This is a genomic window from Roseomonas indoligenes, from assembly GCF_017813365.1.
Lineage (GTDB): Bacteria > Pseudomonadota > Alphaproteobacteria > Acetobacterales > Acetobacteraceae > Roseomonas > Roseomonas indoligenes.
The window spans coordinates 1-19560 of the sequence record NZ_JAGIZA010000013.1 but is presented as its reverse complement, the minus strand read 5'-3'; the positions used below and the strand labels follow the sequence as shown (position 1 = coordinate 19560).

The following is a 19560-nucleotide window of genomic DNA, read 5'->3' as shown; positions in this document are numbered from 1 at the left end:
GCGAAACCGCCTCCCTCACACCAGCGGCAGAGGACGACCCATGACTTTCCGGAATGGCCTTGCTTCGCTTCTTCGTCCCGAGGACTCGGTCCTCGTTCTCATCGATCACCAGCCCTATCAGCTTGCGAACGTGAACAGCCACGAACCGCAGATGGTGATCAACAACACGGCCGGGCTGGCGAAAGCCGCCAAGGTCTTCGGCGTCCCCACCATCCTGACAAGCGTGATCGCTGAGCGGGGCGGCCTCCTCTTCCCCCAGATCACCGATGTGTTCCCCGGCCAGGAGGTGATCGACCGGACGTTCATCAACACCTGGGAAGACCGGAAGGTGGTGGACGCGGTCAGGGCGACGGGACGGAAGCAGCTGGTCATCGCGGGCTTGTGGACCGAGGTCTGCGTCGCGATGCCGGCGATCCAGGCCCTCGGCGAGGGCTGGGATGTGACGGTGGTCACCGATGCGTCGGGCGGCGTCTCGGTCGAGGCTCATGAGGTCGCCATCAAGCGCATGATCGCGGCAGGTGCGAACATGATGACCTGGCTGGCGCTGGCGGCCGAGTGGCAGCGCGACTGGGCCCGGACCGAGCAGGCCGTCGCGCTGACGAAGGTGATCACGCAACATGCGGGTGGGAGCGGCATCGCCTATCTGTGGGAGCAGCAGCTGCTCAACACGCCGGTGCCGGGCACTTCAGGCTGAACCCGGCAGGGGATGACGGGAGGCGCGAGCGATGTGATCCCAGGCGGGCCAGAACACATGCTGCAACTGGATAGGCCCGTGCGCGCACATGGCTCGGTGGGTCCACGGAGCCTAAACTGACTGGACACCGATCCCGGCAGCGGGTGACTTGCCCGCGTGGAGCGGGCGAGGCTCAATGCAGACTGGACAGGAGGGATGGGCCGGCGTGGACGTTCTCGCACTCAGTCGTGCCCATCTTCCCCGCCTCCACCCTTCCGTCCGTGTGCCTCGCTACGACCCCGCGCAGGTGAGGGCGGGGATCGTGCACCTGGGCCCGGGCGCGTTCCACCGCGCCCACATGGCCCGCTACACCCACGCGCTGATGCAGGACGACCCGGCGGCGCTGCGCTGGGGCATTCTCGGTGCAGGGCTGATGCCGGGGGACCGCCGGGTGCGGGACAGCCTGGTGCCCCAGGACGGGCTCTACACCCTGGTGGAGCGGAACGGAGCACAGGAGACGGCTTCCGTCATCGGCTCCCTGGCAGATCTGCTCTTCGCCGGTGACTCCACGGCGCCGCTGCTGGCGCGGATCGACGATCCCGCCATCCGCATCCTCAGCCTGACGGTCAGCGAGAACGGCTACTGCCTGCACCCGGCGACGCGTCAGCTGGACCCTGAGCACCCGCTGATCCGGGCGGACCTGGAGCACCCGGAACGGCCGCGGAGCGCGATCGGGGTGATCGTGGAGGCCTACCGGCGGCGCATGGCGGCGGGGCACGCCCCCTTCACCGCGCTGTGCTGCGACAACATCCAGAACAACGGTGACGTGCTTCGCCGCATCGTGCTGGCCCTGGCGGGGATGCGGGACGCGCGGCTCGCCGACTGGATCGAGGCGGAGGGCGCCTTCCCCAACACCATGGTGGACCGGATCACGCCCGCGACGCGGCCGGACCATGTGGCGCATCTGGAGAAGGCCTATGGTCTGAAGGACCGCTGGCCGGTCTTCTGCGAGGGCTTCACCCAATGGGTGATCGAGGACCATTTCGTCTCCGGCCGTCCGCCATGGGAAAGGGTGGGCGCGCAGTTCGTGCCGGATGTGGCGCCCTATGAGATGATGAAGCTGCGGCTGCTGAACGGCAGCCATCTGGCGATCGCGGCGCTGGGGCGGCTGATCGGCCATACCTACGTGCACGAGACCATGGCGGACCCAGGGCTGCGCGCCTACATGGCCGCGCTGATGGACCGCGAGACCGGGCCCACCCTGCCCCCGGTGCCGGGGATCGACCTGGGCGACTACAAGCGCACCCTGATCGCGCGCTTCGCCAACCCCGCCATCGCCGACACGGTGGAGCGGATCAACACGGACGCGCCGATCAACCTCCTTCTCATGCCGATCGAGGCGAGCCTGGCCATGGGCGGGAAGGTGGAGTTGCTGGCTCTGGCGCTCGCGGCCTGGATGAGGCGTCTGCGCGGCCGGGACGATGCCGGCGTGCCGATCGAGATCCGTCACCCCATGGCGGAGCTGCTGAGGGCGAAGGCGGCGGAGGGCGGGCCCGACCCGGCGCCACTGCTGTCGATCGAGCCGCTCTTCGGGCGCCTGGGCGAGGAGGACCGCCTCGTCGCCCCGCTGCGGCGCTGGCTTGGGTCTCTCTACGACGTCGGCGCCGCCAGGACACTGGACGCGGCGGTGCGGGAGATGGGCCTGGGAACCTAGGCGCCACGGCCGGAACCGGCGCATCGGGACGAGATGGTAGACGGGCAGCCGGGGGAGGGAAGTTCAGCCGCGTGACACAACACTCGCCCGGGCTGGGAGCCCGCTTCTCTCGGCTGCCTCGTGGCAAGCATGGTATCCGTGGCGTCCGCGGCAGGGTCGCCCGCGCGACAGGTCAGTGCTGACCCTGGCGCGCCTCGATCTCGTCCAGCACGGCTTCCGGCGCCACGTCCTCCTCCACCTCGCGCATTTCGGGGTCGGCCTCGGCCGGGATGTCCATGCGTTCGGCGATCTGGACGACGAGGCGGGAGAGCTTTGTCAGCTCGTGCTCGGCCAGGAGGTTGATCTGCAGGTCGAGGTCGGCGCGCTTGTCGGCGGCGGCGGCCATGCGGTTCTGGCTGATGAGGACGAAGGTGGAGAGGAAGATGGCCTCCACCGAGGCTTCCATCGCCAGCACGACGAAGGAGGGGTCGAACTTCGGCACGCCGGGGATGAGGCCGAGATTGATGGCGATCCACGTGCCGTAGAGGACCAGGTGGATGTAGACGAAGGTCATGCTGCCGGTGAAGCGGGTGATGGCTTCCGCCACGCGCTCCTGCCGGGTGGCGGAGGCCTCGTCGTGCTTGCGGCGTTGCTCCAGCGCCTGGATGTTGCGGGTGAGGGCCGCGGCGAGGCCTTCCGGGCGGGGTGGTCGGATGGTTGGTGAGCTGGCCGGCATGGTGGCGTGTTTCCCGGGGCGGCTGGGGTGGGGCGGCTGTGCCGCCGTGTGGGAACGCCGGGCGGGCCGCTTCGTCCCAAGGTTTGACAAGGCGCGCGGCCCCGCCGAGACGGGCGCGCGATGGACCTGCCCGAACTTCCCGTTTCCGAGGCCCTGCCGGCGCTGACCGCGGCGTTGCGGGAGGGGCCGAACGCCGTGCTGGTGGCCCCGCCCGGCGCGGGAAAGACGACGATCGTGCCGCTGGTGCTGATCGAGGAGCCCTGGGCGACGGGGAAGATCCTGGTGCTGGAGCCGCGGCGGGTAGCCGCGCGCGCCGCGGCACGGCGCATGGCGGACCTGGCGGGGGAGGAGGCGCCGGGCGGGCTGGTGGGTCTCTCGACGCGGCTGGACCGGGCGGTTTCCGACCGCACGCGGATCGAGGTGGTGACGGAGGGGCTGCTGGTGCGGCGGCTGCAGTCCGATCCGGGGCTGGAGGGGGTTTCGGCCGTTCTGTTCGACGAGGCGCATGAGCGGCACCTCGACACCGATCTCGGGCTGGCGCTGTGCCTGGACCTGCAGCGGGCGCTGCGGCCGGAGCTGCGGCTGCTGGCCATGTCCGCAACGCTGGACGCGGCGGGGTTCGCGGGGCTGCTGGAGGCGCCCGTGATCGAGAGCGCCGGGCGGGCCTTTCCCGTGGTCGTCCACAACCGCCCGCGCGACATCAGGGAGCCGCGCGACCTGCCGGAGGCCATGGCGGGTGCGATCCGGGAGGCGCTGCGGGAGCATCCCGGGGACGTGCTTGCCTTCCTGCCGGGGTGGGGAGAGATCCGGCGGACGCAGGAGCGGCTGGCGGGCGTTGCGGCCGAGGTGCTGCCCCTGCACGGGGAGATGCCGCCGGCGGAGCAGGACCGGGCGCTCAATCCCTCAAGCCGCCGCAAGGTGGTGTTGGCCACTTCGATTGCCGAGACCTCGCTGACCGTGCCGGGGGTGCGGATCGTGGTGGATGGCGGGTTCCGCCGGGCGCCGCGGCTGGATGCGGCGACGGGGCTGACGCGGCTGGTCACCGTCCGCATCTCCCGCGCCGCGGCCGAGCAGCGGGCGGGGCGCGCGGGGCGGACGGAGCCGGGCGTGGCGATCCGGCTGTGGACGGAGGCGCTGCATCGCGGGCTGCCCCTGGCGGACCGGCCGGAGATGCTGGAGGCAGAGCTGTCCGGGCTGGTGCTGGACTGCGCGGCCTGGGGCGCGGAGCCCGGCGGGCTTCCCTTTCTTGATCCGCCGCCCGCCGGCGCGGTGGCGGCGGCCCGGGCGCTGTTGCAGGAATTGGATGCCCTGGACAGAGAAGGGCGCATCACTGCCACGGGGCGGCGCATGGCGCGGCTGGGCGCCCACCCCCGGCTGGCACGGGTGATGGTGGAGACGCGGGGCGCGGGCGAAGGGGCGTTGGCCGCCGACCTGGCGGCCCTGCTGGAGGAGCGCGATCCCATCCGCAACCGGGAAGCGCATGTGGACCTGAACACGCGCCTGGACCTGCTGCGCGGCGGCGACCACCCGGAGGCGGACCGCGCCACCGTGCAGCGCATCCGCCGCACGGCGCAACTGCATCGCCGCCGCCTTTCCGTGCCGGAGCGGACGGAGCCGGAGGGCGATCCCGCCGCGCTGCTGGCGGCGGGCTTTCCGGACCGGATCGCGGCCCGGCGCGGGACGATGGAGGGGGCGTTCCGGCTGGCTTCCGGCCAGGGAGCGCGGCTGGCGGCGAATGATCCCCTCCGCAAGGCGCCCCTGCTGGCCGTGGCGGCGCTCGAACTGGCGGGGACGGAGGCGCGCATCCGCATGGCCGCCCCGCTGGACCGCGCCGTGCTGGAGGCCCGCTTCCCCGAGCGCTTCGTGCGGGAGGAGGTGACGGAGTTCGACGCGCGCGCCAATGCCGTGGTCACCCGCCGCCGCCTGCGCTTCGGCCCGCTGGTGCTGGAGGAAGCCAATCTTCCCCATGCCGATCCGGCCGGGGTGGCGGAGGCGCTGGCGCGGGCGGCGGCGGGGCGCGGGTTCCGCGACCTGGACTGGTCCAAGGCGGCGATCCAGCTGCGCGCGCGGATGCGCTGGGCCCATGTCACGGAGGGCGCGCCCTGGCCGGATGTGTCCGACGCCGCGCTCTCGGCCCGTGCAACGGAGTGGCTGGCGCCGTACCTGAACGGGCTTTCCCGGCTCTCCGAGCTGAAGTCACTGGATGCGGTGGCGATCCTGCGCGGGCTGGTGGCCTGGGAGATGCAGCGGCGCCTGGACGCGGAGCTTCCCGCCCGGGTGGACCTGCCGGAGGGCCGCAGCGCCGCCATCGACTACGACCGCGAGGTTCCCGCCCTGGAGGCGCGCGCCCAGCACCTGTTCGGCCTGGCGGGGACGCCGCCACTGATGGGCGGGCGCATTCCCCTGCAGGTCTCGCTTCTCTCCCCCGCCGGGCGGCCCATCGCCGTCACCTCCGACCTCTCCGGCTTCTGGGGCGGGGGATGGGCGGAGGTGCGGCGAGAGATGCGCGGGCGGTATCCGAAGCACGCCTGGCCGGAGGATCCTTCGCGGGGGTAGGGCTTTGTTCTGCTCCTGCGCTGGTGGTCTGTCCCGGGGAGAGGAGGGAGGGGTTCTTCCTCCTCTCCCCGGGCCCCTCACCATCGTCTTTTTCTAGAGGCTCGTTTTGCTTCACTGGCGGTGCGCGTCGGGTCCTGGACCTGGGGCGACTGGAGAGGCGGGATGAGTGCCGATCGTAAGGGGTGACAGCTCAAGTCAGTTTCGCGGCAGCCCGATGCAGGTCCAGGAGCCTCAGGCTCCCGGCGGGGGGGCAGGGGGCGGAACCCTTTGGGTCTCCATCAATCCGCGGCCGGGCGCACCGGCCCCGCATCCAGGCAGAGGGTGGCGGAGAGGCCGGGCGGGGTCTGGCCGGGGTGGGTGTCGTCCAGGATCAGGGCGCCGCCGTGCAGGCCGGCCACGGCGCGGACGAGGGAGAGGCCGAGGCCGTAGCCCGGGGTGGTGCGGGCGTTGTCGGCGCGGAAGAAGCGTTCGCCGGCGCGGGCGCGGTCCGGGGCGGGCAGGCCGGGGCCTTCGTCGGCGACGGTGACGCGCTGGGTGCTGCCCCGGGTCTCGGCGGAGAGGCGGATGCGGCTGCCCGCGGGGGAGAACTTCACGGCGTTGTCCAGCAGGTTCGCCACGGCCTGGAGGAGGAGGTCGCGGTCGCCGGTCAGGGGCAGGGTTTCCGGCAGGTCCACTTCCAGGGTCACGCTGCGGGATTCCGCGATGGCCTCGTAGAGCTCCGCGGCATCGGCGAGCAGCGGGGTGAGGTCGATGGCGGCGAAGGCGGCGCGGCGGGCGCCGGCCTCGGCCTCCGTGATGCGGAGCACGGCCTGGAAGATGCGGGTCATGGCGTCCAGGTCGGCGATGCCTTGCTCGATGGCGCGGCGCATCGCTTCGGGGTCGGCGTCCTGGGCTTCCTCCAGACGGCCGCGGGCGCGGGCGACGGGGGTGCGGAGGTCGTGGGCGATGGCGTCGGACACGCCGCGGATGCCGGCCATCAGGGTGGCGACCTTGTCCAGCATGGCGTTCAGCGTGCGCCCCAGGCGGTCGAACTCGTCGTCGCGGCCGGAGAGGGGGACGCGCTGGGAGAGGTCTCCGCCGGCGATGGCGGAGACGGTGTCGGCGGCGGGGCGCAGCATGGACTGCAGGGCGCGGCGCAGGAGCAGGGCGCCGATGAGGGCGATGAGGCCGGAGGCGCTGGCGGCCCAGCCGAGGCCGCGCGCCAGGAGCTCGCGCAGGTGAAGCCGCTCCTCCTCGTCGCGGCCGACGAGGAGGCGGTCGCCGTTCGGCAGGTCGGCGCGGTAGATGCGGACCTCGGTTCCTACGCCGTCCCGCACCATGCCCGCGCGGAGCCAGCGCAGCCCCTCGCTCTCTGGCGGGGGGCCGGAGAGCTCGTCGGGCATGGGATCGAGGTTGCCGGCGAGCATCGTGCCGGCGGAGTCCGTCAGGCGGTAGAGGTCCTGGTCGTCGCCGTCGCGTGTCAGGCGGTAGGCGATGGCTTGTAGCACGCCGTCGCGCCCGGATTCGCGGTAGCGGGCGAGGAGGGCGGAGACGTCGGCGCGGATGGCGGCGTCCGTTTGCCGGTCCAGCCCGCCGGCTGTGTTGTACCAGACGATGCCGGCGAAGGCGACGCCGCCCAGCAGGAACATGCCGGCGAAGAAGACGGCGAAGCGGAAGCCCGCGCTGTCCACCAGGCGGGGGACGGGGGCGCGGCGGACCTCCTCCGTGGGCATCGGGCCGCGCCCTTAGGCGGCTTCCTCCGCCCGGATCATGTAGCCGGCGTTGCGGACGGTGTGGATCAACGGCCGGTCGAAGCCGCGGTCCAGCTTCTGGCGCAGGCGGGAGACGTGGACGTCGATGACGTTGGTCTGGGGGTCGAAGTGGTAGTCCCAGACCTTCTCCAGCAGCATGGTGCGGGTGACGACCTGGCCGGCGTGGCGCATCAGGTGCTCCAGCAGGCGGAATTCCCGGGGCTGCACGTCGATCCGCTTGCCGCCGCGGGTGACGGTGCGGGAGAGGAGGTCCAGTTCCAGGTCGGCGACGCGGAGCTTCGTGGCGGGGACTTCCGCGGCGGGGCGGCGGCCCAGGGCTTCCACGCGGGCGAGGAGCTCAGCGAAGGCGAAGGGCTTGGTGAGGTAGTCGTCGCCGCCCGCCTTCAGGCCGCGCACCCGTTCATCCACCGCCGAGAGGGCGGTGAGGAAGAGGACGGGGGTGCGGTTCTCCTGGGCGCGGAGGGTTTCGACGAGGCGCAGGCCATCGACGCCGCCGGGCAGCATGCGGTCCAGCACCAGCAGGTCGAAGGGCTCGCCGGCGGCGGCGAAGAGGCCGTCCCGGCCGTTGTCGCGGTGCTCCACGGAGTGGCCGGCCTCGGTAAGGCCGCGGCGGACGAAGCGGGCGACCTCGGGATCGTCCTCGACCAGCAGGATACGCATGGTGGTCCTTGGGCTCGTTCTTTGCGTTCACAATGGCGCGGGGAGGGGCTGGTTGCCAGACCACCCCCGGTCTGGCGGCCATGCGCGGCGGGGGGCTGGTTTTTCGGGGCGGGGCACGAGCCTTGCCGGCGGGTGCGGCGGGGTTGGACCCGGTTGTCGAACTGGGTCGGCCACCGGCTTACGGATCACGGGACCGCTGCCGGGCGTAGGATCCGGCGGTACGCCTGGAGTTTGGCGGCCTTCGGACAAGGCGGTTTGAGTAAACCATGTTATGAAACAAAGGATTCGGCAGTTCGCGGCGGAAATATCCGGATTGCCAGGGCAAACTTCCCGACCTGACGGGCATTCCTCCAACATTTCTTTTGGGGAATGTGTAACGCCCATGACCGGCGGCATGACCATGAGCCCGACGACGGCCAGGACAGCCTGCGGTGCCCTGCGGGACGAGTGCTCATCTGGCAAATCGAACGCGGCCGCGGGCTCGATGCTGTTTCAAGCAAAGAAGGTAAGAACAAGTAGGGCTTGAGCCATCATAAGATGTCCGCCAGCATGCAAATCTACCGCGATAGTGCAACAATGCCGTTCAGTTTACTTGTCGTATCGCTAAGTGCAAAGAAAACGGCCTTTGGGAGGCTTGGGGAGACGGAAGCATGGCCTTTGCGATCGGAAAGTCGAACCCCAATTTCCTGCCGGACGCTCTTTCCGCCTCCAAGGTCGGGGTTTGGGAATGGGAGGTCGTCGGCGACCGCATGCGGGTTGACGCGACCTGCGCCGCCCTCTTTGGCCTTCCGGTTCGCCAGGCCGAGCAAGGCCTCCCGCTCCAGGCCGCGTCGGATGCGATCCACCCGGATGATTACCCCCTCTTTCAGCGCCAGATTACCGATGTCCTCGCGCGTGGGGGGCTGTTCGTGGCCGAGTACCGGACCTGCCCTTCCCCAAGCGACACGCGCTGGATTCTGGCTCGCGGTCGCTTCGAGGTCGGTGAGAACGGTCTCGTCATCCATGGCCGTGGGATCGTCATCGACATCACGGAGAGCAAGAAGGAGGGGCATGTCGAGGAAGGGGCCGTCTTCCTGACCATGCAATCCGAGGGAGAACTGAGCCCGTTAATCCGGGCGACCGACAAGGCTATCTCGACCTACCAAGAACTGGAGCAGATGGGGGCCGAAGGTGGGCGCCTGCGTGCGGTTGCCCGTCCTCTTCTGATCGCGCTCGGCCACGAACTGGTGCGATCAACGGGCGCGCAGGAGGCGAAAGGCGAGCCTCAGCCAAAGCCGATGCACTGAGAGCGGAAGGCTGGAGAGGCTTCACGGAGAAAGCCTGCTCCAGACATTGGGTCCGCCTCCGCCGGCTGCCGGGTTCGCGAGGCCGATGGGTTGCCGCCGATGGGCCGCCGGTCAGGTGCGCGGCCCCTTCCGGGGGACGCTACTGCGCCGGCGTCCCCGTGCCGGCCGGGCGGCGCCCCACCTGCACGTTCACGTCCTGCGCCCGGCCATCCCGCGTGATGGAGAGCCGCACGCCCTGGCCCGGCGCGATGCCGGCCACCGAGCGGATCAGCGCGCGGGAGGTCTCAATCCTGTCGCCGTTCAGGGTGTTCACGATGTCGCCCTGGCGCAGGCCGGCCCGGGCGGCGGGGGAGTTGCGCTCCACGCCCTGGATCTGCACGCCGCGGCGGCCGCGCGGGCCCTCGTTGCCGATGTCCTGCACGGCGACGCCGAGCCAGCCGCGCTCCACCCGACCGTCGCGCCTGAGCTGCTCGATCACGCCCTTCGCCAGGTCGGACGGGGTGGCGAAGCCGATGCCCGCGCTGGCGCCGGAGGGGGAGTAGATGGCGGTGTTGATGCCGATCACCTCGCCCGCCGTATTGAACAGGGGGCCGCCGGAATTGCCGGGGTTGATGGCGGCGTCGGTCTGGATGAAGTCGTCGAAGGGGCCTGCGCCAATCTCGCGCCCGCGGGCGGAGACGATGCCCGACGTGACGGTGCCGCCGAGGCCGAAGGGGTTGCCGCAGGCCAGGACCCACTGGCCGACGCGGACGGGGGTGGTGCTCCAGGGCACGGCGGTCAGGGGCGTGCGGCTTTCGATCCGCAGGAGGGCGAGGTCGGTCAGCTCATCCGTGCCGACCACGCGGGCCGGGTGCTCGGACCCGTCCTGTAGGGAGACGACGACGCGGGCGGCGGAGCCGACGACGTGGTTGTTCGTCACCACGTAGCCCGAGGAATCGATGATGAAGCCGGAGCCGGCGCCCTGCACCTGCTGGCGGTTGCCGCGGCGTTCGCGGAAGTAGCGCTCGAAGGGGGTGCCCTTCAGTTCGGGGGGGATCTGGGCGGTCTGCTCGCCTGTGACGGCGATGTTCACCACGGCCGGCAGGACGGCGGCGGCCAAGTCCGCAAAATCCGGGACCACGGTGAGGCGCGGGGAGCCCGTGCCCTGGGCTTGGGCGTCGAGAGGGGTGCAGCCGGGGGCGGCGGCCAGGGCCGCGAAGCCGAGAAGGGCGGCACGGCGGGGCAAGGGGGAACGCATGGGGTGCTCTGGCTCTCCGGAGTGCGGCGCGAGGTCGTCCCGCCATAGAGAGGGAAGAACGGGCCGGGGTTCAAGCGGGTGGCCCCGGTGAGGGGGGAAGGAATCCTCTCTCCCCGGGGCCGCCCGTCATCTTTTTCGTTCGGGCTGCCGCGGGGGGGGCGTGTCGGTTCAGGCGCCGTCCTCGATCAGGTCCCGGATGCGGCCGGCCAGGGTGTCCATGGGGAAAGGCTTGGTCAGCACGTGCATCCCCGGCTCCAGCAGGCCGTGGCCCACGGCCGCGTTCTCGGCATAGCCGGTGATGAAGAGGATCTTCAGCTCCGGACGCAGTTCCCGCGCCGCGTCGGCGAGCTGGCGGCCGTTCATGCCGCCGGGCAGGCCGACATCGGTGACCAGCAGGTCGAGGCGTGCGTCGGAACGGAGGACGCGCAGGCCGGCATTGCCGTCGGTCGCCTCGATGGCGGTGTAGCCGAGCTCCTCCAGCACCTCCGTCACGAGCATGCGGACGGTGGGCTCGTCGTCCACGACCAGCACGGTCTCGCCGCGCTCCGCGCGCGGGGCGGAGGCGAGGGCGGCGTCGTGCTCGGCCGGGCTCTCCGCGCCGTGGTGGCGGGGGAAGTAGAGGCACATGGTCGTGCCCTGGCCCAGCTCGGAATAGATCCGCACCTGGCCGCCGGACTGGCGGACGAAGCCGTAGATCATCGAGAGGCCGAGGCCGGTGCCCTGGCCGAGCGGCTTGGTGGTGAAAAAGGGGTCGAAGGCGCGGGCGATCACGTCCGGCGTCATGCCCGTGCCGGTGTCGGTGACGCAGAGGGAGAGGTACTGGCCGGGGGGCAGGTCGCGCTCATGCGCGGCGCGCTCGTCCAGCCACTTGTTCGCGGTCTCGATCATGATGCGCCCGCCGTCGGGCATGGCGTCGCGGGCGTTGATGCAGAGGTTGAGCAGCGCGCTCTCCAGCTGCGGCGGATCCACCAGCGCGGGCCAGAGACCGCCTGCCTCGACCACCTGCACGGTGATCTCCGGCCCCACGGTGCGGCGGATGAGGTCCACCATGCCGGAGACCAGGCGGTTCACGTCGGTGGGCTTGGGATCGAGCGTCTGGCGCCGCGCGAAGGCGAGGAGGCGGTGCGTCAGGGCGGCGGCCCGGCCCGCGGCGCCGTGGGCGGTGGTGATGTAGCGGTCCAGGTCCACCAGCCGGCCCTGGGCGAGGCGGGTGCGCAGCAGTTCCAGGCTTCCGGTGATGCCGGTGAGGAGGTTGTTGAAGTCGTGCGCGATGCCGCCGGTGAGCTGGCCGACGGCCTCCATCTTCTGGCTCTGCCGCAGCGCCTCCTCGGTGCGGTGCAGGGTCTCGGCCGCTTCCTTCTCGGCCTGGATGTCGCGGCCCACGGCGTGGATGAACCGCTCGTCCGGAACGGCGGTCCAGGAGAGCCAGCGGTAGGCGCCGTCCTTCTGGCGGTAGCGGTTCTCGAAGCGCAGCGTGGTGCGGCCGGAGGAGAGGCTGGCCACCTCCGCCAGGGTGGCCTCCATGTCGTCCGGGTGGATGAGGGCCATGAAGTCCTGGCCCAGCAGCTCCGTCTCGCCCCATCCCAGAAGGGTGGTCCAGGCGGGGTTCACCGCTTCCACCCGGGCGTTGAAGTCGGCGACGAGCATGACGTCGGTCGAGAGGCGCCACATCCGGTCGCGCTCGCGCGTGCGCTCCTCCACGCGCTGGCCGAGTTCGGCGTTGAGTTGGGCGAGGGCCTGGGCGGTGACGCGCAGGTCGCCTTCCGCGCGCACCTTGCCCGTTGTTTCGACGACGATGGCGATGACGCCGGCGGGGCGGCCGTCCTCCCCGGGGATCGGGGAGTAGTCCAGGTTCATCCAGACCTGCTCCGGCCGGCCGTGGCGGTGGAGGGTGAGCTCCTGGTCCTGGTAGGAGAGGGTGCCGCCGGCGAGGCCGACCTTCATCACGTTGTCGTTGAAGTCCGCGACCTCCGGCCAGCCCTCCCGCACCTTGGAGCCGAGAAGGCGGGGATGACGGCCGCCGGCGAAGATGGAGTAGGCATCGTTGTAGATCATAATGCCGTCCTCCCCCCACAGCGTGACGATGGGAACGTGGGACCGGAGGAGGAGGCCGACGGTGGTGCGGAGGTGGCCGGGCCAGGACCCGAGGGGGCCGAGGGGGGTGGATGTCCAGTTATAGGCCGCGATCAGCCGCCCCAGTTCGCCACCACCGGCGAGGAAGATGTGCTCCTCGGGTTCCGGCCTGTCCTGAGGGTCTCCCTGGGGCTCCATTCGCACCTGCTTCTCGACGGTCCGGCGGAAAGGCCGGCTGGGCCGCTCTCTGCGCCGGATGGGGGCTGGCGTCCACCAGGGCCGGCAACCCCGCTGTAAGAGGCCGTCGCGGCCCGGGTTTCCGCCGCCCGGCCCCTTGCCAGGGCGGCGCCGGCGCGGAACATCCGCGCCGATACAGGAGGAATGCCCATGTCGGACGGTCATGGCGGCCCGGATGCCGCTGGCCCGACACCGCCCCCGGAGGTTCCGCCGCAGGACCCCCGCCTGCCCCTGGCCGGGCTGCGGGTGGTGGAGCTGGGACACTACATCGCCGCGCCCTTCGCCACGCGGCTGTTGGCCGACCTGGGCGCGGAGGTGATCAAGGTGGAGCCGCCGGAGGGCGATCCGCACCGGGACTGGGGCGCGCGGGTGAATGGGCGGGCCGTGTGGTTCTCCATCCACGGGCGCAACAAGCTGTCCGTCGTGCTGGACCTGAAGAGCGAGGAGGGGCGGGAGAAGGTTCGTGCCCTCTGTGCCCGGGCGGACGCGCTGGTGGAGAATTTCCGGCCCGGCTACCTGGAGCGGATCGGGCTGGGGCCGGATGTGCTGCGGGCGGAGAACCCGCGCCTCGTGATCGCGCGCGTGTCCGGCTACGGGCAGGACGGGCCGTATCGCGACAAGCCGGCTTTCGGCGCGATCGGGGAGGCGATGGGAGGGCTGCGGCACCTGACCGCCAATCCCGGGCGGACGGACCTGCCGCCGCCGCGCTGCGGCGTTTCGATCAGCGACGACCTAGCGGGGATGTACGCGGCGCTGTCGCTCGTCTCGGCCTGTTGGGGGCGGGACCGGAAGGCGGATGGGCCAGAGGGCGGGAAAGGGGTCACGATCGATCTCGACCTCGTCTCCTCGGTCTTCTCGCTGATGGAGGGGATGCTGCCGGAGTTCGGGCTGCTCGGCCGGGTGCGGCAGCCCATGGGGGCCGCGCTGCCGAGCGCGGCGCCGACCAACACCTATCCCTGCGCGGATGGGAAGTGGCTGGCCATCGCGGGGAATTCGGACCTTATCTTCCGGCGGCTGATGGAGCGGATCGGCCGCCCGGACCTGGCGGGTGATCCGCGCATGGCGAGCAATTCCGGGCGCTGCGCCCATGCCGCGGAGCTGGACGAGGCGATCGCCGCCTGGACGCGGACGATGACGGCCAAGGAGGCGCAGGAGGCGATGGAGGCGGTGCAGGTGCCGTGCTCCCGCCTCTACGACATGAAGGACTGCGCGGAGGACCCGCATTTCCAGGCGCGGGACATGATGCTGGAGGTGGAGGACCCGCTGGTGGGCGCCACCGTGCCGCATCCCGCCGCGCCCTTCCGCTTCGAGGGCATTCCGCCGCGCGACATGGTGCGCTGGCCCGGCCCTGCGGTGGGGCAGCACAACGACTACGTGTTCGGCACGCTGCTGAAGGAGGATGCCCGATGAGTCTTGCGGCCACGATCAGCGATGTCGCCCCGCGCGACGGGCTGCAGTCCATCGGCGGCTTCGTCCCGACGGAGAGGAAGATCGCGCTGGTGCGGGCCATCCACGCGGCGGGAATCCGGCGCATGGAGATCGGTTCCTTCGTCTCGCCGCGCGCCGTGCCGCAGATGGCGGATACGGGCGAGGTGCTGAAGGCGGCGCTGGAGCTGCCGGGGCTGGAGTGCACGGTGCTGGTGCCGAACCGGCGCGGCTTCGAGCTGGCGGCGGGGTCGGGCGCGCAGCGGCTGGGCCTGTTCATGTCGGCCACGGAGAGCCACAATGAGGCGAACCTGAACCGCACGCGGGAGGAGTCCTTCGCCGATCTTTCCGCCATCGTGCGGGATGCGCGGGCGGCGGGACTGCTGGTGCGCTTCAACCTCTCCACCGTGTTTCACTGCCCCTTCGAGGGCGTGGTCCCGGACGAGGAGGCGCTGGACTGGGTGGAGCGGATCGTCGCGCTCGATCCCTCCATGGAGATCGCGCTCTGCGACACCACCGGGAATGCCGCGCCGGACCAGGTGCGGCGGGTCTTCGAGAAGGCCTTCGCCTCCTGGGGGCAGCGCTTCGCCTTCCACGGGCACGACACCTACGGGATGGGCGTGGCCAATGTGTCCGCGGCCTGGGCGGCGGGGTGCCGGATCTTCGATTCGGCCTCCGGCGGGCTGGGCGGCTGCCCCTTCGCGCCCGGCGCGACGGGCAACGTGGCGACGGAGGACGTGGCCTGGCTGTTCCGGCGCATGGGGGTGGAGACGGGGATCGACTGGGACCGGCTGCTGGAGGCCGCGGACCTTGCCGCCACCATCCCCGGCGGGATGCCGGGCGGGCGGATGCGCGGGGTGCCGGCGGCGCGGCGCGCGGCTCAGCAGGCGGCCTAGGACGGGCGGGGAAGGGGCTGACCCCTTCCCCCTTCGCGGCCTTCAGGGTCGAGGCTCGGTGAGGTAGTAGCCCAGCGCCAGCAGGGGCAGGGCGAAGCCGACCCAGCTGGCGAGCGACCACCCGCCCTCGGCATAGGTCCAGCCGCCGAGCGCGGAGCCGGCCGCGCCGCCGAGGAAGAAGGTGGCCATGTAGAGCCCGTTCAGCCGGTTCCGCGCCTCCGCGCTGAGCATGAAGATGGCGCGCTGTCCCAGGACGAGGTTCGCCGTGGACCCGAAGTCCAGGAGGATGGCGGAGAGGACGAGCAGGCCGAGCCCGGCGGTGGTGCCGCCCAGCCCGAAGCGGCCGAGCAGGAAGGATGCGGCGGTGAGGACGATGGCGAGGCCGGTCGCGCCCCGGCTCCATCCCTTGTCCGCCCAGCGTCCGGCGATGGGGGCCGCGACGGCGCCGGCGACGCCCGCCAGCGCGAAGAGGGCGATGCCGCTCTGGCTGAGGTGGTAGGTCTCGGCGAGGAAGAGGGGCACGGTGGTCCAGAAAACGCTGAAGGCGCCGAACAGGGCGGCCTGGTAGAGCGCGCGCCGCCGCAGCACGGGCGCGCCCCGCATCAGCCCGGCCATGGAGGCGAGCAGGCGGCCGTAGCGCAGGGCCGCCGACGGCTGGCGGCGGGGCAGGACGGAGCCCAGCAGCGCGGCCATGCCCACCATCAGCACCGCCGAGATCCAGAAGACCGCGTGCCAGCCCAGGAGGTCCGCGACAAAGCTCGCGGCCGGGCGGGAGAGCATGATGCCGAGCATCAGCCCGCTCATCACGTTGCCCACCACGCGCCCGCGCGTCGCATCCGGCGCCATGTGGGCAGCGAAGGGCACGAGGATCTGCACGGCGACGGAGCAGAGCCCGATGAGCAGCGAGGCGATCAGGAAAGGCAGCGCCCCGGTGGAGACCGCCGCCCCGGCCAGCGCCGTCGCGCAGAGCCCGACCACCACCATCACCAGCCGCCGGCTCTCCACCAAGTCGCCCAGCGGCACGAGGAAGAGCAGCCCGGCCACGTAGCCGATCTGCGTCACTGTGACGATCAGCCCTGCCGCGCCGTGCGAGAGACCGAGCGAGGCGCTGATGGGGCCGACCAGCGGCTGGGCGTAGTAGATGTTGGCGGCGATCAGCCCGCAGGCGGTCGCCAGCAGCAGGGTGAGCCAGGAGGGGAGGCCGGCGGCCGGCCGTACCGGTGCCGCGTCGAGAAGTACCGTGCTCACGGGGGAGGTCCTTGGGTGGAGAGGATCAGGCCAGCAGCCGCAGCGCCTGGTCGGCGGCCGCCACCATCTCGTCGCGCGCGCGGCCGAGCTTGCCGACCACGCGGAAGCCCTGCAGCACGCTCAGCAGCAGCCGCGCGGCGGCATCGATGTCGAGGGCCGCGGACAGGGTGCCGTCCACCTGCCCGAGGCGGAGGAGGTCGCGGATCGCCGCCTCCGTCCGGGCGACGGTGGCGCGCACCTGCGCGGCCATCTCGGGGTCCAGCGTCGCCAGCTCGTTCGCCGTGCCCGTGACAAGGCAGCCGCGCTGGCCCTCCCTGTCGTGGGACAGCTCCGCGTAGCTGTGCAGCAGCGCCCGCAGCTTGCCGAAGCCCGTCGGCTCCGGGTCCATGAGGCCCTGCAGCTCGGCCCGGCGCCGGCGCTCGTAATGCGCGAAGGCCGCGAGGAAGACCCCGCGCTTGTCGGTGAAGGCTTTGTAGAGGCTGCCCGTGGCCAGCCCCATCGCCTCGGCCAGGTCGCTGACGGAGGTGGCGTTGTAGCCGCGCTCCCGGAAGACCAGGAGCGCCTTATCCAGCGCGACGTCCATGTCGAAGGCGCGCGGCCGGCCGGGGCCGCGGCGCGGCGGATCTGCCGAAGGGGCGGCCAGGTCCGGGGTGGAGGAGGGGGCAGGCATGGCCGGAAATTAGGGAACGATCATTTCCTAATCAAGGCGCCTGCCGGGTGGCGGGGGCCCGTTCACGTCCTGCTTACCGATGGCCTCTAGCCTCCGGACCCAGCACCCAGGACGGGCGCGCCACTGGATCGGCCGGCCAACTGGATGCCGCATCCGCCGCACCGGGAACCCGCACGTGCCCACCACTCCGCCGCCGCCTGCGTCCGACGAGGCCAACACGCTCTACCGCCTGCTGGTGCAGGGGGTCACGGACTACGCGATCTACCTGCTGGCCCCGGACGGCACGGTGAGCAACTGGAATGCCGGGGCGGAGCGGGCGAAGGGGTATCGGGCGGAGGAGATCGTGGGGCACCACTTCTCCCGCTTCTACACGCCGGAGGACCGCCGGGCCGGGCTGCCGCAGCGGGCGCTGGCCACCTCGCTCGCCACCGGGAAGTTCGAGGGACAGGGATGGCGGCTGCGGCAGGACGGCACACGCTTCTGGGCGCACGTGGTGATCGATCCGATCCGCGACGAGACGGGGGTGCTGGTGGGTTACGCAAAGATCACGCGGGACCTGACGGAGCAGCGGCGTCAGGACGAGCAGGTGCGGCGGCTGCGGGAGAACCTGGACCTGGCGCTGGACAACATGTCGCAGGGGCTCGCGCTGTTCGATGCGCAGGAGCGGCTGGTGCTGTCCAACAACCGGCTGCGCGAGATGCTGGACCTGGAGGGGGAGGCGGGACGGCCTGTGGCGACCTTCACCGACATCCTGTGGCAGCTGCACGGGAACGGGGAGGTGGACTACGCCGAGACGGCGGAGCGGGTGACGCGGGCGAGGGAGGACCATCTGGCCCGGCTGGCGCGAGCGCAGGGCACCATCTCCTCGGAGATGCGGCGGCAGGGGCGGTCCATCGCGATCAGTCACCGCGCGCTGGCGGAGGGAGGGTGGGTCTCGACGCTGGACGACATCACGGAGCGGCGGGTGATCGAGGACCGGATCGTCCACCTGGCGCATCACGACACGCTGACGGCGCTGCCGAACCGCGCCACCTTCGGCGCGCGGCTGGACGCGGCGCTGGCCGGGCCGGTGGGCGGCTGCGCGGTGCTGTACCTGGACCTGGACCGGTTCAAGCCGGTGAACGACACGCTGGGGCATCCCGTGGGCGACGCGGTGCTGCAGGCGGTGGCCGGGCGCATCCAGGCGCAGTTGAGGAAGCAGGACACGGTGTCCCGCATGGGCGGGGACGAGTTCGCCATCCTCCTCGGCGCCTGCGAGAGCGAGCGGGACGCGGCGGGGCTGGCGGAGCGGCTGATCCGGGAAATCGCGCGGCCGATCGACGTGAAGGGCGTGCAGGTGACCATCGGCGCCAGCGTCGGCATCGCCTTGGCGCCGCTGCACGGGACGGAGGCGGACCTGCTGCTGCGGAACGCCGACCTTGCCCTCTACCGAGCGAAGGAGTCGGGGCGCGGCTGCCAGCGCGTCTACGAGGCGGGGATGGAGCTGGTGATGCAGCAGCGGCGGGAGCTGGAGCGGGACCTGCGCATGGCGCTCGCGCTCGGCGAGTTCGCGCTGCACTACCAGCCCGTGGTGGACATGGCGCGGGACCGGATCACGAGCTTCGAGGCCCTACTGCGCTGGTGCAGCCCGACCCGCGGGCAGGTGCCGCCGGCGGAGTTCATCCCCTTCGCCGAGGAGGTGGGGCTGATGCCGGAGATCGGGGACTGGGTCCTGCGGACCGCCTGCCGGGAGGCCGCGGGGTGGCCAGAACCGGTGAAGGTCTCGGTGAACCTTTCCACCACGCAGTTCCGCCTGCCCGACCTGGTGCACCGCGTGACCGCCGCGCTGGAGGAGACGGGGCTGGGCGCCGACCGGCTGGAGCTGGAGGTGACAGAGACGGCGATGATCGACGACGTGCAGGGCGCCGCCGCGATCCTGGGGGAGCTGCGGGCCCTGGGCATCCAGATCGCGATGGATGATTTCGGCACGGGCTACTCCTCGCTCAGCTTCCTGCGGAACCTTCCCTTCACGCGCATCAAGATCGACCGGAGCTTCGTGAAGGACCTCGGCACGAAGCCGGAGGCGGCGGCGATCGTGCGCGCGGTGACGGGGCTGTGCGACAGCCTCGGCGTCTCCGCCACGGCAGAGGGTGTGGAGACGGAGCGGCAGGTGGCGATGCTGCGGGCCGAGGGGTGCCCGGAGGTGCAGGGCTACTTCATCAGCCGGCCCTGCCCGGCGGGCGAGGTGGCGGACTGGATCGCCGCCTTCGCCAGCAGTCGCCGGGGCGAGCCGGGGGAGGGGGCGCTGCGGGACGCGGCCTAGGTAGGGAACCCAAACAACTCTCTACGTTCGTTGGCGTTTTTGTCTCCTGATCGGGTTTGGCTGATCAGGAGGTGGACATGGCGCGTTTGTTCTGGCTGTCTGATGAGGCCTGGGCGG

At 71.5% G+C, this 19560-nt stretch carries 14 protein-coding genes; 7 read left to right on the top strand and 7 right to left on the bottom strand.

Translation table 11 applies throughout. The features are described 5' to 3' along the window. Positions 1-40 precede the first annotated feature (40 nt). Positions 41-694 carry a hydrolase gene (locus tag J5Y10_RS19060; protein WP_209375694.1) on the top strand — a complete coding sequence of 218 codons (654 nt, stop codon included), beginning with the start codon at positions 41-43 and terminating at the stop codon, positions 692-694. A gap of 205 nt (positions 695-899) precedes the next feature. Next, entirely contained in the window at positions 900-2387 is a 1488-nt protein-coding gene (locus J5Y10_RS19055; RefSeq protein WP_209375693.1) for a mannitol dehydrogenase family protein, read from the top strand. A gap of 172 nt (positions 2388-2559) precedes the next feature. Here the strand turns inward: J5Y10_RS19055 and J5Y10_RS19050 are convergent, their stop codons facing one another. Next, positions 2560-3102, bottom strand: coding sequence for a DUF1003 domain-containing protein (locus J5Y10_RS19050; protein WP_209375692.1), 543 nt, complete (start codon positions 3100-3102; stop codon positions 2560-2562). A gap of 120 nt (positions 3103-3222) precedes the next feature. Here J5Y10_RS19050 and hrpB point away from each other — a divergent pair, with 120 nt between their 5' ends. Continuing rightward, positions 3223-5658 (top strand): ATP-dependent helicase HrpB, encoded by a 2436-nt coding sequence (hrpB, locus tag J5Y10_RS19045; RefSeq protein ID WP_209375691.1) that lies wholly within the window; start codon positions 3223-3225, stop codon positions 5656-5658. Between the two features lie 278 nt (positions 5659-5936). On the opposite strand, the gene J5Y10_RS19040 is transcribed toward hrpB, so the two are convergent. After that, entirely contained in the window at positions 5937-7370 is a 1434-nt protein-coding gene (locus J5Y10_RS19040) for a sensor histidine kinase (protein WP_209375690.1), read from the bottom strand. A gap of 12 nt (positions 7371-7382) precedes the next feature. Beyond that, positions 7383-8069 carry a winged helix-turn-helix domain-containing protein gene (locus J5Y10_RS19035; protein WP_209375689.1) on the bottom strand — a complete coding sequence of 229 codons (687 nt, stop codon included), beginning with the start codon at positions 8067-8069 and terminating at the stop codon, positions 7383-7385. Positions 8070-8719: 650 nt separating this feature from the next. Between J5Y10_RS19035 and J5Y10_RS19030 the strand changes: the two genes are divergently transcribed. Further along, a complete protein-coding gene (locus tag J5Y10_RS19030) occupies positions 8720-9355 on the top strand; it encodes a PAS domain-containing protein (RefSeq protein WP_209375688.1) in 636 nt (211 codons plus the stop codon). A gap of 139 nt (positions 9356-9494) precedes the next feature. On the opposite strand, the gene J5Y10_RS19025 is transcribed toward J5Y10_RS19030, so the two are convergent. Both J5Y10_RS19025 and J5Y10_RS19020 read right to left on the bottom strand, forming a co-directional pair. Continuing rightward, on the bottom strand, positions 9495-10592 hold the full coding sequence (locus J5Y10_RS19025; protein WP_209375687.1) for a trypsin-like peptidase domain-containing protein: 1098 nt from the start codon (positions 10590-10592) through the stop codon (positions 9495-9497). Positions 10593-10760: 168 nt separating this feature from the next. Then, positions 10761-12863, bottom strand: coding sequence for a hybrid sensor histidine kinase/response regulator (locus J5Y10_RS19020; RefSeq protein ID WP_209375686.1), 2103 nt, complete (start codon positions 12861-12863; stop codon positions 10761-10763). Positions 12864-13052: 189 nt separating this feature from the next. On the opposite strand from J5Y10_RS19020, the gene J5Y10_RS19015 reads away from it, so the two are divergent. Together J5Y10_RS19015 and J5Y10_RS19010 are read left to right on the top strand one after the other, a co-directional pair. Beyond that, positions 13053-14312 (top strand): CaiB/BaiF CoA transferase family protein, encoded by a 1260-nt coding sequence (locus J5Y10_RS19015; protein ID WP_209375685.1) that lies wholly within the window; start codon positions 13053-13055, stop codon positions 14310-14312. Continuing rightward, positions 14309-15223: a hydroxymethylglutaryl-CoA lyase gene (locus tag J5Y10_RS19010; RefSeq protein WP_209375684.1), complete on the top strand. Its 915-nt coding sequence runs from the start codon at positions 14309-14311 to the stop codon at positions 15221-15223. Before J5Y10_RS19015 ends, J5Y10_RS19010 begins: the two co-directional genes overlap by 4 nt. 42 nt (positions 15224-15265) lie before the next feature. On the opposite strand, the gene J5Y10_RS19005 is transcribed toward J5Y10_RS19010, so the two are convergent. Both J5Y10_RS19005 and J5Y10_RS19000 read right to left on the bottom strand, forming a co-directional pair. Beyond that, positions 15266-16471, bottom strand: a complete 1206-nt coding sequence (locus J5Y10_RS19005; RefSeq protein WP_209375683.1) for an MFS transporter — start codon at positions 16469-16471, stop codon at positions 15266-15268. A 25-nt stretch (positions 16472-16496) separates the two neighbouring features. Continuing rightward, entirely contained in the window at positions 16497-17141 is a 645-nt protein-coding gene (locus J5Y10_RS19000; protein ID WP_209375682.1) for a TetR/AcrR family transcriptional regulator, read from the bottom strand. A 175-nt stretch (positions 17142-17316) separates the two neighbouring features. Here J5Y10_RS19000 and J5Y10_RS18995 point away from each other — a divergent pair, with 175 nt between their 5' ends. Then, entirely contained in the window at positions 17317-19443 is a 2127-nt protein-coding gene (locus J5Y10_RS18995) for a sensor domain-containing protein (RefSeq protein ID WP_209375681.1), read from the top strand. Positions 19444-19560 lie beyond the last annotated feature (117 nt).

What these genes read in the sequence shown, in the direction of transcription:
- hrpB (WP_209375691.1), top strand. Translation starts at nt 3,223, where the DNA reads ATGGACCTGCCCGAACTTCCCGTTTCCGAGGCCCTGCCGGCGCTGACC.
- J5Y10_RS19010 (WP_209375684.1), top strand. Translation starts at nt 14,309, where the DNA reads ATGAGTCTTGCGGCCACGATCAGCGATGTCGCCCCGCGCGACGGGCTG.
- J5Y10_RS19025 (WP_209375687.1), bottom strand. Translation starts at nt 10,592, where the DNA reads ATGCGTTCCCCCTTGCCCCGCCGTGCCGCCCTTCTCGGCTTCGCGGCC.
- J5Y10_RS19035 (WP_209375689.1), bottom strand. Translation starts at nt 8,069, where the DNA reads ATGCGTATCCTGCTGGTCGAGGACGATCCCGAGGTCGCCCGCTTCGTC.
- J5Y10_RS19050 (WP_209375692.1), bottom strand. Translation starts at nt 3,102, where the DNA reads ATGCCGGCCAGCTCACCAACCATCCGACCACCCCGCCCGGAAGGCCTC.
- J5Y10_RS19020 (WP_209375686.1), bottom strand. Translation starts at nt 12,863, where the DNA reads ATGGAGCCCCAGGGAGACCCTCAGGACAGGCCGGAACCCGAGGAGCAC.
- J5Y10_RS19000 (WP_209375682.1), bottom strand. Translation starts at nt 17,141, where the DNA reads ATGCCTGCCCCCTCCTCCACCCCGGACCTGGCCGCCCCTTCGGCAGAT.
- J5Y10_RS19040 (WP_209375690.1), bottom strand. Translation starts at nt 7,370, where the DNA reads ATGCCCACGGAGGAGGTCCGCCGCGCCCCCGTCCCCCGCCTGGTGGAC.
- J5Y10_RS19060 (WP_209375694.1), top strand. Translation starts at nt 41, where the DNA reads ATGACTTTCCGGAATGGCCTTGCTTCGCTTCTTCGTCCCGAGGACTCG.
- J5Y10_RS19030 (WP_209375688.1), top strand. Translation starts at nt 8,720, where the DNA reads ATGGCCTTTGCGATCGGAAAGTCGAACCCCAATTTCCTGCCGGACGCT.
- J5Y10_RS19015 (WP_209375685.1), top strand. Translation starts at nt 13,053, where the DNA reads ATGTCGGACGGTCATGGCGGCCCGGATGCCGCTGGCCCGACACCGCCC.